This is a genomic window from Delftia sp. WSY_22, assembly GCF_043104185.1.
GTDB lineage: Bacteria > Pseudomonadota > Gammaproteobacteria > Burkholderiales > Burkholderiaceae_C > Comamonas > Comamonas tsuruhatensis.
The window spans coordinates 256,187-269,937 of the sequence record NZ_JBICKN010000059.1 but is presented as its reverse complement, the minus strand read 5'-3'; the positions used below and the strand labels follow the sequence as shown (position 1 = coordinate 269,937).

13 protein-coding genes are annotated in these 13,751 nt (G+C 66.4%); 10 read left to right on the top strand and 3 right to left on the bottom strand.

The genetic code is table 11. From position 1 onward, the window contains the following. The first annotated feature begins 16 nt into the window (after positions 1-16). Both ACF8NF_RS26925 and ACF8NF_RS26920 read left to right on the top strand, forming a co-directional pair. Positions 17-1,159, top strand: coding sequence for an ABC transporter permease (locus tag ACF8NF_RS26925; protein WP_074924285.1), 1,143 nt, complete (start codon positions 17-19; stop codon positions 1,157-1,159). Next, complete coding sequence (locus ACF8NF_RS26920; protein ID WP_392451599.1) at positions 1,156-2,844, top strand: ABC transporter ATP-binding protein; 1,689 nt, start codon at positions 1,156-1,158, stop codon at positions 2,842-2,844. The genes ACF8NF_RS26925 and ACF8NF_RS26920 overlap by 4 nt, the downstream gene beginning before the upstream one ends. 24 nt (positions 2,845-2,868) lie before the next feature. On the opposite strand, the gene ACF8NF_RS26915 is transcribed toward ACF8NF_RS26920, so the two are convergent. Beyond that, positions 2,869-3,495 carry a lipocalin family protein gene (locus ACF8NF_RS26915; RefSeq protein WP_016448892.1) on the bottom strand — a complete coding sequence of 209 codons (627 nt, stop codon included), beginning with the start codon at positions 3,493-3,495 and terminating at the stop codon, positions 2,869-2,871. Between the two features lie 246 nt (positions 3,496-3,741). On the opposite strand from ACF8NF_RS26915, the gene ACF8NF_RS26910 reads away from it, so the two are divergent. Beyond that, the gene (locus tag ACF8NF_RS26910) at positions 3,742-3,903 is read left to right on the top strand and encodes a hypothetical protein (RefSeq protein WP_012204826.1); all 162 of its coding nucleotides are present in this window, start codon (positions 3,742-3,744) and stop codon (positions 3,901-3,903) included. Positions 3,904-3,992: 89 nt separating this feature from the next. Here the strand turns inward: ACF8NF_RS26910 and ACF8NF_RS26905 are convergent, their stop codons facing one another. Beyond that, positions 3,993-4,328 (bottom strand): hypothetical protein, encoded by a 336-nt coding sequence (locus ACF8NF_RS26905; RefSeq protein ID WP_016448891.1) that lies wholly within the window; start codon positions 4,326-4,328, stop codon positions 3,993-3,995. Continuing rightward, positions 4,325-5,314 carry a DnaJ C-terminal domain-containing protein gene (locus tag ACF8NF_RS26900; RefSeq protein WP_016448890.1) on the bottom strand — a complete coding sequence of 330 codons (990 nt, stop codon included), beginning with the start codon at positions 5,312-5,314 and terminating at the stop codon, positions 4,325-4,327. The genes ACF8NF_RS26905 and ACF8NF_RS26900 overlap by 4 nt, the downstream gene beginning before the upstream one ends. Before the next feature lie 168 nt (positions 5,315-5,482). Here ACF8NF_RS26900 and ACF8NF_RS26895 point away from each other — a divergent pair, with 168 nt between their 5' ends. The 7 genes from ACF8NF_RS26895 (at position 5,483) to rbfA (ending at position 13,747) form a co-directional block, all read left to right on the top strand. Further along, positions 5,483-6,310 (top strand): c-type cytochrome, encoded by an 828-nt coding sequence (locus tag ACF8NF_RS26895; RefSeq protein ID WP_016448889.1) that lies wholly within the window; start codon positions 5,483-5,485, stop codon positions 6,308-6,310. Next, complete coding sequence (locus tag ACF8NF_RS26890; RefSeq protein WP_026062106.1) at positions 6,307-7,647, top strand: cytochrome c; 1,341 nt, start codon at positions 6,307-6,309, stop codon at positions 7,645-7,647. The genes ACF8NF_RS26895 and ACF8NF_RS26890 overlap by 4 nt, the downstream gene beginning before the upstream one ends. A gap of 10 nt (positions 7,648-7,657) precedes the next feature. Next, on the top strand, positions 7,658-8,059 hold the full coding sequence (locus ACF8NF_RS26885) for a thioredoxin family protein (RefSeq protein ID WP_016452383.1): 402 nt from the start codon (positions 7,658-7,660) through the stop codon (positions 8,057-8,059). 278 nt (positions 8,060-8,337) lie between these two features. After that, positions 8,338-8,916: a ribosome maturation factor RimP gene (gene rimP, locus ACF8NF_RS26880; RefSeq protein WP_026062108.1), complete on the top strand. Its 579-nt coding sequence runs from the start codon at positions 8,338-8,340 to the stop codon at positions 8,914-8,916. Between the two features lie 86 nt (positions 8,917-9,002). Further along, positions 9,003-10,490: a transcription termination factor NusA gene (nusA, locus tag ACF8NF_RS26875; protein ID WP_016448885.1), complete on the top strand. Its 1,488-nt coding sequence runs from the start codon at positions 9,003-9,005 to the stop codon at positions 10,488-10,490. Between the two features lie 23 nt (positions 10,491-10,513). Beyond that, positions 10,514-13,369, top strand: coding sequence for a translation initiation factor IF-2 (gene infB, locus ACF8NF_RS26870; RefSeq protein ID WP_016448884.1), 2,856 nt, complete (start codon positions 10,514-10,516; stop codon positions 13,367-13,369). Between the two features lie 6 nt (positions 13,370-13,375). Further along, on the top strand, positions 13,376-13,747 hold the full coding sequence (rbfA, locus tag ACF8NF_RS26865; protein WP_016448883.1) for a 30S ribosome-binding factor RbfA: 372 nt from the start codon (positions 13,376-13,378) through the stop codon (positions 13,745-13,747). Positions 13,748-13,751: the final 4 nt, after the last annotated feature.

Below are 13,751 nucleotides of genomic sequence, written 5' to 3'. Positions count from 1 at the left end.
CGTTTCCTGGAGCGACATGGACACTGAAATGCAATCCGTTGTGGTTTCTGGAACGGGGCTGCCAGGGGCTGGGGCGCCTGCACCGCTGGCGGCGGCGGCGGTTTCGCCGGCGCGGCGGGCCTGGCTACGTTTCAGGCGCAATCGGCTGGGATATTGGAGCCTGGTCGCTTTTTGCGTGATGGTGGTGCTGAGCCTGGGCGCCGAGCTGATCAGCAACGACCGGCCCCTGGTGGTGCGCTACGAAGGCCAGACCTACTGGCCGCTGTGGAACGATTATTCCGAGAAGACCTTCGGCGGCGACTTCGAGACGGCGGCCGACTATCTGGATCCCTACATCCGGGATCGCCTGAGCCAGGGTGGCAACTGGGCGCTGTACACGCTCAATCCCTACGGACCGCAGGCGCTCAACTACTTTGCGAGCTTGCCCAATCCGGCGCCGCCCTCGCGCGAGAACCTGCTGGGCACGGATGATCGCGGGCGCGATCTGCTGGCGCAACTGATCTACGGCTTTCGCGTGAGCGTGCTGTTTGCGCTGGCGCTGACGGCCTCCGGCGTGGTGCTGGGCGTGGTGACGGGGGCCATCCAGGGCTTTTTCGGCGGCAGGACCGATCTGGCGTTTCAGCGCTTCATCGAGATCTGGGGCTCCATGCCCGAGCTGTATCTGCTGATCATCTTCAGCGCGGTGTTGGCGCCCAGCGTCTCGCTGCTGCTGGTGCTGCTGTCGCTGTTCGGCTGGATGGGGCTGTCGGACTATGTGCGGGCCGAATTCCTGCGCAACCGCCAGCTCGACTACGTGAAGTCGGCGCGTGCGCTGGGCGTGGGCAATGGCGCGCTGATCTGGCGCCATCTGCTGCCCAACAGCATGACGCCCGTGGTCACCTTTTTGCCGTTTCGCATGAGTGCAGCCATCCTGGCGCTGACTTCGCTTGATTTCCTGGGCCTGGGCGTTCCCCCCGATACGCCCAGCCTGGGCGAGCTGCTGAGCCAGGGCAAGAACAGCATCGATGCCTGGTGGATCTCGCTGTCTACCTTTGCGGTGCTGGTGGTGACGCTGCTGCTGCTGACCTTCATGGGCGATGCGCTGCGCGATGCCCTGGACCCGCGCAAGGCCGCTGCCACCGATGCAGCCCCGGCCGTTGATGCGAAGGACGCCGCATGAACGCAGAGCAGCCGGCAATGGACATGCCTTCCGCCCCCGGTCGCGGCCGGACGCTGCTGTCTGTGCGCAACCTGCGCGTGCGCTTTGGCAGCAAGGACGTGGTGCACGGCGTGAGCTTCGATCTGGCGGCCGGTGAGAAGCTGGCGCTGGTGGGTGAGTCCGGTTCGGGCAAGACCATCACGGCGCTGTCCCTGCTGCGGCTGGCCGGTGACGCCCAGCTGGGCGGGCAGGCGCTTTTCGACGGCCGCGACCTCCTGCGCCTGCCCGTGCGCGAGATGCGGGCCGTGCGCGGCGGCGACGTGGCCATGATCTTCCAGGAGCCCATGACGGCGCTCAATCCGCTGATGACCGTGGGCGAACAAGTGGGCGAGGTGCTGCGCCTCAAGCAGGGGCTGACGCGGGCGCAGTCCCTGGCCCAGGCGGCCGAACTGCTGGCGACTACGGGCATTGCCGAGCCCGTGCGCCGTGCCCGCGCCTTTCCGCATCAGCTCAGCGGCGGCCAGCGTCAGCGCGCCATGATCGCCATGGCACTGGCCAGCAGCCCGCGCCTGCTGCTGGCCGATGAGCCGACCACGGCGCTCGACGTCACGCTGCGCGGACAGATCCTGCAATTGCTCGATGACCTGCAACGCCAGACCGGCATGGCCGTGCTGATGATCACCCACGACCTGCACCTGGTGCGGCGCTTTGCCGATCGCGTGGCGGTGATGGAGCGCGGGCAACTGGTGGAGCAGGGCGAGGTGCCGGCGGTCATGGCAGCTCCGCGCCATGCCTACACGCGCAAGCTGCTGGCCAGTGTGCCGCGCCGCGATCTGGTCGAGGCGCAGGCCGGTACACCGGGGGCGGCTCCCGAGCCGCTGGTCCATGCGCAGGGCCTCAAGGTCAGCTACCCGGTGCCGTTGACGGGCGTGCGCGGCTGGTTTGGCCAGGGGCGTTTTGTTGCCGTGCAGTCCGCCGACCTGGACCTGATGCCCGGGCGCACCGTGGGTGTGGTCGGGGAGTCGGGCTCGGGCAAGTCCACGCTGGCCCAGGCCGTGCTGGGCCTGCTGCCGCATGAAGGCCAGCTGCGCATCGCTGGCCAGGCCTGGAGGCAGCCGGCCACGCGCAACTCGCCGGCCAATCTTGCGCTGCGGCGCAAGGTGCAAGTGGTGTTCCAGGACCCGTATTCATCGCTGTCGCCACGACTGACGCTGGAGCAGATCGTTGGCGAGGGCCTGCGCGTGCACGCCCCGGCGCTCACGGGGCGGCAGCGCCGTGACCGCGTCGTGGACATGCTGTCTGCCGTCGGGCTGACGGATGAGCAGTTCCCCGGTCTGCTCGATCGCTATCCGCATGAGTTCTCCGGGGGCCAGCGCCAGCGTATCGCCATTGCGCGTGCCCTGGTGCTGGAGCCTGAAGTGCTGGTGCTTGACGAGCCCACCAGTGCGCTGGATGTGACCATTCAGCAGCAGGTGCTGGGCCTGCTGCAGCGGCTGCAGCGCGAACGTGGCCTGGCCTATCTGCTCATCACGCACGATGTGGACGTGATCCGCGCCATGGCCCATGACGTGGTGGTGATGAAGGATGGTGCCATCGTCGAATCCGGCCCCGTGGCCCAGGTGCTGGGCGCGCCGCGTGAGGCCTATACGCAGCGGCTGGTGGAGGCTGCTGGCTTTTCGGGTGACGGCATGCCCGAAGGGTTCTGAGTTCGCCGGCCTGCCGCCGGGCCGCTACCAGCTGCCTGTGGGATTGACCCCGTCCTGAAGAATCCACTGCACCTTGTCCACGGGCACGCCCAGCAGCCGGGCCTGGGCCAGCAGGCGCGCTGCCACGCCATCGGGCAGTTCAGGGGTGCGCGAAAGAATCCAGAAATAGCGCAGGTCCGAGCCGACCACCATGGCCCAGCGGTAGTCGGCATCCAGGGCCACCACGTTGTAGCCGCCGTAGAACGGTCCGAAGAACGAGACCTTGAGCGCCGCAACGCCGGGGCCATGCACCGTGCGGGCCTTGCCTTCAGCGGACTTCCAGCGCCGGCGGCCTGCGTCGTAGCCCCGGTTCAGCACATGCACGCTTCCATCGGGAAGCGGCGTGTATTCGGCCTGGGTGCGCTCCAGGCCTTTTTCGAAGCGGTGGTCTATGCGGGCCACCTCGTACCAGCGGCCCATGTAGCGCTGGATGTCCCAGCCGCGTACGGGCTCCACTGTGGCAGGAATGGGCGGGTTGCGCAGGCCCTTCCAAAGCAAGGCGGCTGCAGCGGCCCCGACGGCAAGCCCAGCCAGGCCTGCCGCGGGCCGAACCCAGGCAGGGCGGGGTGTGGACGGGGTGGTGACTTCTGTGCGTGGTTGGCGGGGTGACATCGTGCGGAACTCCGTGTTCAGGCAGAGCGCATGCCAGGGGCATCATGTGCGCTTGGCAGCGTGCTCCTACTTTAGGACAGAACGCCGGGCCGCGGTGTAGGCCGGCGCTGCCGGAACTGCGGCTGTGCGGGCTGCGCAACGCAGGAACTTTCCCTATGCCGGAGCAGGCCATGTGTTTTTTTATGCGCGGGCCTGCAGGTCTATGGCCTAATTGCGCGTTCTCATTTTTTTGAAGAAGGAAATGCCATGGGCAACAAGATCGTTACCGAAGCCGACCGCAAGTTCACTCCCCAGCCTCCCCTGCCCAACGGCGTCACCCTGCCGACGCCCGGCCGTGGCCAGCGCGTGAGCCGCGCCCGTGGCGCCCACACCCATACCAAGAAGAACCCCGGCAAGCGTCACCGCTGAGCACGGCGGGCCGCATGCATGCCTGCTGCGGCCGCGTTCTGAAAGCAAGAGCCCTCGAAAGAGGGCTTTTGCTTTTGGGGCGAATGCGCTCAGTGCTGCAGTGCCTGGAGCTTGCGGCGCAGCATCTGCACTTCCTCGATCAGGTCCGCCGTCAGCGCGGCCAGTTGAGGGTCGGCATCGAAGCTGTGCTCCAGATGGGCTATGCGGCGCGCACGCACCAGCATGTGGCTGCTGAAGCGCCACTGTGCCTGCGCGTCGGCCGCGTCGCCGGCCGGCTCGTTCTCGCAGTACAGCACCCCGGTCTGCACGCGCTCCACCACCCAGGCGGTGTTGCGCTGGCAGTGGCGGGCGAGATCGTGCAGATCCAGTGCGCCTTCATCCAGCAGTTCTGCAGGTTCGTAGAAGGGATACAGCGGCGTGCTCATCGCGAGGCTCCTTGGCCCGTGCCGTGCTGGCGGGCATCGAATGAGGGGAAGGCCTGGGCCAGTGCCTCATAGGCCTTTCGCTGGGCGTCGGTCTGCGGCTCCGGCAGGCTGATGCCCAGCACCAGATACAGATCGCCTGGCGTGGCGGCGGGCAAGCCCTTGCCCTTGATCCGCAGCTTGCGGCCTGCGCGGCTGCCGGCAGGGATGCCGACATCGAATTCGCCGGCAATCGTGGCGAGACGGACCGTGCCGCCCAGCGCGGCTTCCCAGGGCGCGAGCGCGATGGGCTGATAGACATCCTTGCCCTCGGCCCACCAGCGCGGGTCGTGGCGCAGATGCACCTGCAGCAGCAGGTCGCCTGCTGGACCCTTGCCCAGGCCCTGGCCGCCCTGGCCTGCCAGGCGGATCATCTGGCCCTCGCGCACGCCCTTGGGAATGCTGACCTGCAATTCCTTGTCCCGCGCCACCGGCCGCCCGTCCTCATCCAGCACCGTGCTGCGCAGGTGCAGGCTGCGCTGGGCGCCGTGGTAGCTGTCCAGCAGGTCCAGCTCGATGCTGGCGTGCTGGTCCTGCCCCCGCAGGTCGGGTGGAGGTCGGTGCTGCCCGCCGCCCGCATGGCGCGCGCGGGCGCCCTGGCCGAACATCTGCGAGAAGAATTCGCTGAAATCCGCATCGCCGTCCGGCATGGCGCCATCGCCGCTGCGAAAGTGGAAGTCCTGACCTTCCCAGTCCGGTGGCGGCTGGAATCCGCCGGCGCCTGCGCTGCGGCGGGGCGCATCGGCCAGCGCGTCGTAGGCGGCACGCTTTTCGGGATCGGACAGCACGGCGTTGGCTTCATTGATCTCGGCCATGCGTTGCGAGGCATCCGCTTCCTTGCTGATGTCCGGGTGGTACTTGCGCGCCAGCTTGCGGTAGGCCTTCTTGATCTCGTCAGCACTGGCCTGCCGGTCCACGGCCAGGATGCGGTAGTAGTCCTTGTATTCCATGAATTTCCGTCCTCCAGCCCTTGCGGGCGATGTTCTGGACAAGCCAGAAGCCAGCATAGCCCGGTCATGGCAGGGTCTCAACCGATGGGCCTTTTCCTGCTGGACTGGCATCTTGTGACGGGTTTACTACATTCGCGCGTCGGCAGGACGCAAAAGGAGGCGTCGGACATGGCACATGGCAGGCGATGGCGGTACGGGACAGGGCTTTCAGGCGTCAAGGGGGCAAGGAGCTTGCTGGGCGCATGGCTGGCGGCCTGTGCATGCGGCGTGATGGCGCAGTCCGCCCAGCCGGCACCGGGCGTGCCGATGGCGGACCTGCCCCCCGCCGTGGTCAGTGCGCCTTTGCCCGATGTGGGCTCCATGGCGTCCAGGGTGCTGGCCTGCACGGCTTGCCATGGTCCCGAGGGACGGGCCACACCCAGCGGCTACTTTCCTCGCATTGCGGGCAAGCCTGCGGGCTATCTTTACCGCCAGCTCAAGAATTTCCAGCAGGGGCGCCGCAGCTATCCGGCCATGAACCGGCTGATCGAATTCATGTCGGACGACTATCTGCGCCAGATCGCCGTGCATTTCGCAAGCCTTGAGCTGCCCTATGCGCCGCCCGTGCCGGCGCAGCTGCCGCCCGCCGACCTCGCGCGTGGCGAGCAGCTGGTGCTGCAGGGCGACGCGCAGCGGGGCCTGCCCGCCTGTGCTGCCTGCCATGGCCAGCGGCTCATGGGCGCGGGCGACGATATCCCGGGTCTGCTGGGCCTGTCACGCGACTATCTCAACAGCCAGATAGGCGCCTGGCGCTCGGGCCAGCGCCAGGCGGCCGCTCCCGATTGCATGGACCAGGTGGCCAAGGCGCTGACGCCGCAGGAAGTCGTGGCCGTCACGGCATGGCTGTCGTCGCGGCCTGCATCGGCGACGCCGGGAGGGCGCGAGGCCTTGGCGCGCTCCTTGCCGCTGCGCTGCGGTGCGGTGGCCGCTGTGGGCGGTCAGGAGGGCAGGCCATGAGTGTCCAAGTGGAAAATCCGGCCAGCGCGAGCGTACGCGGGCGGTGGCCCCTGCTGGCTCTTGTGGTCCTGGCCCTGGTCCTGGTGGGGCTGCTGCTGGTCTGGCTCAACCTGCGGGGGGAGCAGGGGGTTCATGCCTATGGCCACGGCGGCTGGTCGGGATCGACCGAAACACGGGCCGCCCTGGTCGAGCGCGGCGCCTACCTTGCGCGGGTAGGCAACTGCGCTGGCTGCCACACGGCGGCGGGCGGTGCCGAATATGCGGGCGGGCGGGGCTTGCCCACCGCGTTCGGCACGCTGTACACCAGCAATCTCACCTCCGACAAGGAGACGGGCTTGGGACTGTGGTCGGCGCAGGACTTCTGGCGTGCGCTGCACAACGGGCGCTCGCGTGGTGGGCGCCTGCTGTATCCCGCCTTCCCGTATGACAGCTACACCCGCGTGACGCGCGCCGATTCGGACGCCTTGTTCGCCTATCTGCAAAGCCTGCCCGCCGTGCGCGCGCAGACGCCGCCGCATGCGCTGGACTTTCCCTATGGCTGGCAGGGGTCGCTGGCCGTCTGGCGGGCGCTGTTCTTCTCGCCGAAGGATTGGCAGGACCAGCCAGGGAAGGCCCCGGCCTGGAATCGCGGCGCCTATCTTGCCCAGGGGCTGGGCCATTGCGCGGCCTGCCATGCGCCGCGCAATGGCCTGGGTGCCTCCGGCCAGGCCATGTCCGGCGGCTTTGTGGCAGGGCAGTCCTGGTATGCGCCTTCGCTGCTCGATCCCGGCGAGGCGGGTGTGCGTGCCGGCCAGGAGTCCGCCTGGGTGCAGTTGCTGCAGACGGGGTCTGGCCCTTCAGGCTCGGCACTGGGCCCCATGGCCGAAGTCGTGGCGCGCAGCACCCAGCACTGGCAGCCACAGGATCTGCAGGCGCTGGCTTCCTATCTGCAGGAGCGGGGTGCTGCTGCCCCAGCTGCCGGCACAGACGGGCACGGCGCCATCAAGGCTGTGCAGCCTGGGCAGATGGCCTTGGGGCGGGCCGTGTACGAACGGCAGTGCGCGGTCTGCCATGGTGCGCAGGGCCAGGGAACACCGGGCGCGTTTCCTGCGCTGGCCGGCAATGCTTCCGTGACCATGGCCGAGCCGCGCAACCTGCTGCTGGTGCTGCTGGACGGTGGCTATCCCCCGTCCACGCGGCAACAGCCGCAGCCGCATGGCATGCCGCCCTTTGGCCATGTGCTGTCTGACGCACAGGTGGCCGCCGTGGCCAGCTATGTGCGCAATGCCTGGGGCAACAAGGCGGCGGAAATCGGTACCATGGAGGTTTATCGCGCCCGGGAAGGGCGTGGTTTCTGAGAGGTTTTCCATGGATTCAATGGCCGGCAAGCTGCCGGACGACAGCGCGGCAGCCAGCCCCTGGTGGGTGGTTTGCCTGTGTGCGCAATGGTGCGGCGTTTGCAACCAGTACCGGAGCGCGTTTGCGGAGCTGGCCACCCAGTTCCCGCAGATGCACTTCGTCTGGCTTGATGTCGAGGACCGCGAGGATGTGGCCGGGGACCTGGACATCGAAACCTTTCCCTCTGTGCTGATCGCTGACGGCGAGCGCGCGCGCTTTCTGGGGCCGGTGCTGCCCCAGCCGGGCGTTGTGGCGCGCATGCTGCAGTCATTGGCCCAGGACCCTGGCGCGGCCCCGGCCGACCCCGCCGAAGCGCAGGCCCTTTTGCGGCGGCTTCAGTCGGCGCAGGCGCTTGAGCGCGTGGGCGCCTGAGCCTCCGGCGGAGGGGTGTCCGCCCTGGTCTGGGCTGCCTTGCGCAGTGCCTGCCAGCGCCTGTATTTGTACGGCGCGAACTTGGCCTGAAGGTCGTTTGCGGATACAATGGCATATTCACGACCAAACGGGCGGGTACCAACCGCCCTTTTTTTTGGGCGATCTTCGGGCGACCTTAGGGATTGCCATGGGGCTCGGCGCTGTTGGGACATGGCTGCTGCCAAGGTTCCAGGGGCGTTCCGGGTCTTTTGTGTTTGCAGGATTGAATTTAATTACACGTGGCACTACAGCAAATCGTTGAACAAACCGTGACAGGTCTGGGCTATGACCTGGTGGAAATAGAACGCTCGGCAGGCGGGCTGTTGCGCGTCACAATTGATTTGCCTTGGCAGCCCCCGGTGGAGGGCGAGCCGGTGGTGCCGGAGCAGTTCGTGACAGTCGAGGACTGCGAGAAGATCACGCGCCAGCTGCAGTTCGCGCTGGAGGTCGATGGCACGGATTACACGCGCCTCGAGGTCTCCTCCCCGGGCATCGACCGCCCCCTGCGGCATGAGCAGGACTTCATCCGCTTTGTCGGGGAAGTCATCGACCTGACCCTCAAGGAGCCCATCGGCGCTGCCGCTGAAGGGCAGGTCAGCGCCAATCGCAAGAAATTCCGCGGCACGCTGGAGCGTGCCGAAGGTGGTGGCTGGCAGATCGTCTGGAGCGACGAGCCACCCGTCAAGCCTGGCCAGAGGGTCAGCAAGAAGCGTGTTCCCGCGCCCCTGCAGGCGCTGGGTTTCACGCTGGAGGAGCTGCGCGAGGCGCGTCTGGCTCCCCTTGTGGATTTCAAGGGGCGTTCTGCCAAGCCGGTCTGATCGGAGCGGGCAGGGTACGTCGAATCATTGGGGCAGAAGGGCATTGCCATCCCCTTTCTGCGTGATTGAAATAGGAGAGTCGTCGCATGAATCGCGAATTGTTGATGTTGGTAGAAGCCATTTCGCGCGAAAAGAACGTGGAGCGCGATTTGGTGTTCGGTGCAGTGGAATCGGCCCTGGCCCAAGCCACCAAGAAGCTGTACCAAGGTGAAGTGGACATCCGCGTGGCCATCGATCGCGACAGCGGTAACTACGACACCTTCCGCCGCTGGCTGGTGGTGCCCGATGATGCGGGCCTGCAAAACCCCGATGCCGAAGAAATGCTGATGGACGCACAGGACCGCGTCCCCGGCATCTCCGAAGGCGAGTACATCGAGGAAGAGATCGAGTCGGTGCCCATCGGCCGCATCGGTGCGATGGCGGCCAAGCAGGTCATCCTGCAAAAGATCCGCGATGCCGAGCGCGAAATGCTGCTCAACGAGTTCCTGTCGCGCGGCGACCGGATCTTCACGGGCACCGTCAAGCGCATGGACAAGGGCGACATCATCGTCGAGGCCGGCCGTGTCGAAGGACGCCTGCGCCGCAGCGAAATGATCCCCAAGGAAAACCTGCGCAACGGCGACCGCGTGCGGGCCATGATCATGGAAGTGGACGCCACGCTGCGCGGCGCGCCCATCATCCTGTCGCGTTCGGCGCCGGAGTTCATGGTCGAGCTGTTCCGCAACGAAGTGCCCGAGATCGAGCAGGGCCTGCTGGAGATCAAGAGCTGCGCTCGCGATGCCGGCAGCCGCGCCAAGATCGCCGTGCTCAGCCATGACAAGCGTGTCGATCCCATCGGCACCTGTGTCGGCGTGCGGGGCACCCGCGTCAACGCCGTCACCAATGAATTGGCTGGCGAGCGCGTGGACATCGTGCTGTGGTCCGAGGACCCCGCACAGTTCGTGATCGGTGCGCTGGCTCCGGCCAATGTGTCGTCCATCGTTGTGGACGAGGAAAAGCACGCCATGGACGTGGTGGTTGACGAGGAAAACCTCGCCATCGCCATCGGCCGTGGCGGCCAGAACGTTCGCCTGGCTTCCGAGCTTACCGGCTGGAAGATCAACATCATGGACGCGGCTGAGTCTGCGCAAAAGCAGGCGGACGAGTCTGCCGTTGCGCGCCAGCTGTTCATGGAAAAGCTCGATGTGGACGAGGAAATCGCCAACATCCTCATCGAGGAAGGTTTCGAGACCCTGGAAGAAGTGGCCTACGTGCCGCTGCAGGAAATGCTCGAAATCGAGGCGTTCGACGAAGAGACGGTGAACGAGCTGCGCACCCGTGCGAAGGATGCCCTGCTGACGCAGGAAATCGCGCACGAGGAAAACGTGGGCAAGGTGTCGCAGGATCTGCTGACGCTCGAGGGAATGACTCCGGAGATCGTGGACAAGCTGGCCGAGGCCAATGTGCACACTCGCGACGATCTGGCCGATCTGGCCATCGATGAGTTGACCGAGCTGACCGGGCAGACCGAGGAAGAAGCGAAGGCTTTGATCATGAAGGCGCGTGAGCACTGGTTCACCGAAGGGCAAGAGTAAGGTCAGGGAGGTTCAGAGCATTTATGTCCAGTAATACGGTTGCCGAGTTTGCAAAAGAGCTCAACAAGACCCCTGACACGTTGCTGCAGCAGCTCAAGGCTGCAGGCGTCGCCAAGGACAACGCATCGGATGCGTTGACCGACGGCGACAAGCAGCAACTGCTCAGCCATCTGCAGGCCAGCCACGGAAGTGGCGCCAAGAAGATCACGCTGACCAAACGGTCCACCAGCGAGATCAAGCAGGCCGATTCGTCGGGCCGCGCCCGCACCATCCAGGTGGAAGTGCGCAAGAAGCGCACCTTCGTCAAGCGCGACGAGGCCGCCGAAGGCGCCTCCGACCCCGCTGCCGTTGCGGCTGCCCAGGAGCAGCGCGCGGCGTCGGAGCGCGAATCTCAGGAATTGGTGCGCCGCGAAGGGGAAGCACGTCGCCAGGCCGAAATGATCGGCCGGGAGGAGGAAGAATTGGCACAGCAACGCCGTGAGCGCGAAGAGCGCGAGCTAGTCCAACAGCGCGAGCGCGAAGCCGAAGAGCGCGCAGCCGCCTATGCGGCTGCCGAAGCCGCAAAGATTGTCGAGGCCAACCGCGCTAAGCAGGAAGCCTCGCGCGAGCAGGCTGCCGGCCAGATAGCGCGCGCCGAAGCCCAGCTCGCGGCACGCGCCAAGGCCGAGGAAGAGTCCAAGGCCCGTGCGGCCGAGGAAGCCGAACGCGCCAAGGATCTGGAAGACCGCCGCCGCAAGGCGCTGGCCGAAGCCGAAGCCATTCGCGCCATGATGGCCGCGCCCAAGAAGGTGCTCGTGGCCAAGAAGCCCGAAGAGCCCAAGCCCGTGGCAAAGCCTGCAGCGCCTGCTGCCGCCGATGCCAAGAAGACCACGCTGCACAAGCCCGCTGGCACGACCGCCGGCGGAGCCGGTGCGCGCGCGCCTGCCGGCGCCGGCAAGGAAGTCAAGTCCGCCAAGCTCTCCTCGAGCTGGGCCGGCGATGGCAAGAAGAAGGAAATCAAGACCCGTGGCGACAGCTCCGGTGGCGTGGGCGGCCGTTCCAACTGGCGCGGCGGCCCGCGTGGCGGGCGTCGTGGCAATGACCGCAATGACGGACAGCACCAGAGCGCGGCAACGGAATTCCGCGCCATCGAAGTGCACGTGCCCGAGACCATCACCGTGGCCGAGCTGGCGCACAAGATGTCGGTCAAGGCATCCGAGCTGATCAAGGTGCTGATGAAGATGGGCCAGATGGTCACCATCAACCAGCCCCTGGACCAGGACACGGCCATGATCGTGGTCGAGGAAATGGGCCACACCGCCAAGGTCGCTGCGCTGGACGATCCCGAAGCCTTCACGGCCGAGGAAGTGTCCCAGCAGGAAGCTGCCCAGGAGTCGCGCGCCCCCGTGGTCACCGTCATGGGCCACGTGGACCACGGCAAGACCTCGCTGCTGGACTACATCCGCCGCACCAAGGTTGCGTCGGGCGAAGCCGGCGGCATCACCCAGCACATCGGTGCCTACCATGTGACGACGCCCCGCGGCATCGTCACCTTCCTGGACACCCCGGGCCACGAGGCCTTCACGGCCATGCGTGCCCGTGGTGCACAGGCCACCGACATCGTCATCCTGGTGTGCGCTGCCGACGACGGCGTGATGCCCCAGACCAAGGAAGCCATCAAGCACGCGAAGGCGGCGGGTGTGCCCATCGTGGTTGCCATCACCAAGGCCGACAAGCCCGATGCCAACCTCGACCGCGTCAAGCAAGGCCTGGTGGCCGAGCAGGTGGTGCCCGAAGAGTACGGCGGCGAGTCCCCGTTCATCGCCGTGTCGTCCAAGACCGGCCAGGGCATTGACGAGCTGCTGGAACAGGTCCTGCTGCAGGCCGAAGTGCTGGAGCTGACCGCTCCCGTGGAAGCCGCTGCCAAGGGCCTGGTCATCGAAGCGCAGCTGGACAAGGGCCGCGGCCCCGTGGCCACGGTGCTGGTGCAGTCCGGCACGCTGAAGGTGGGCGACGTGGTGCTGGCAGGCCAGACCTACGGCCGCGTGCGCGCCATGCTGGACGAAGACGGCAAGCAGACCAAGTCCGCTGGCCCCTCCATCCCGGTGGAAATCCAGGGTCTGTCCGACGTGCCCCAGGCCGGCGACGACTTCATGGTGCTGCAGGACGAGCGCCGCGCTCGCGAAATCGCGACCTACCGCGCCGGCAAGTTCCGCAACACCAAGCTGGCTCGCCAGCAGGCTGCCAAGCTCGAGAACATGTTCGCCGAAATGGGTGCGGGCGAGGTCCAGACCCTGCCCATCATCGTCAAGGCCGACATGCAGGGCTCGCAGGAAGCACTGGGCGCATCGCTGCTCAAGCTCTCCACCGAAGAGATCCGCGTGCAGCTGGTCTACTCGGGCGTGGGCGGCATCAGCGAGTCCGACGTGAACCTGGCGCTGGCCTCCAAGGCCATCATCATCGGCTTCAACGTCCGGGCCGATGCCCAGGCGCGCAAGACGGCCGAGAGCAACGATGTGGACCTGCGCTACTACAACATCATCTACGACGCCGTCGAAGAGGTGAAGGCAGCGATGTCCGGCATGCTGGCTCCCGAGCGCAAGGAAGAGATCATCGGCATGGCCGAGATCCGTACCGTGTTCGTGGCGTCGAAGATCGGCACCGTGGCTGGCTCGTACATCACGCAAGGCCAGGTTACGCGCAATGCGCATTTCCGCCTGCTGCGCGAGAACGTGGTCATCTACACGGGCGAGATCGAATCGCTCAAGCGCCTGAAGGACGACGTCAAGGAAGTCAAGGAAGGCTTCGAGTGCGGTATCAAGCTCAAGAACTACAACGACATTCGCGAAGGCGACGTGCTCGAAGTGTTCGAGATCAAGGAAATCGCGCGCTCGCTGTAATTCGACATGGCAACACGCAAGTCCGCTGCGCCGAACCGCAGCTTCAAAGTCTCCGACCAGATCCAGCGGGATCTGGCGGAGCTGATCGCACGCGAGTTGAAGGACCCGCGCGTGGGCATGGTGACGCTGCAAAGCGTGGAGGTGACTCCGGACTATGCCCACGCCAAGGTCTACTTCAGCCTGCTGATCGGCGATCCGCAGGAGACGCAGGACGCCCTGAACCAGGCCGCAGGCTTCCTGCGCAACGGCCTGTTCAAGCGCCTGCACATCCATACCGTGCCCACGCTGCACTTCATCTACGACCGCACCACCGAGCGTGCGGCCGACATGAACGCCTTGATCGCCAAGGCCGTCTCCTCGCGCGGGAAGGAAGAGTAGCCCC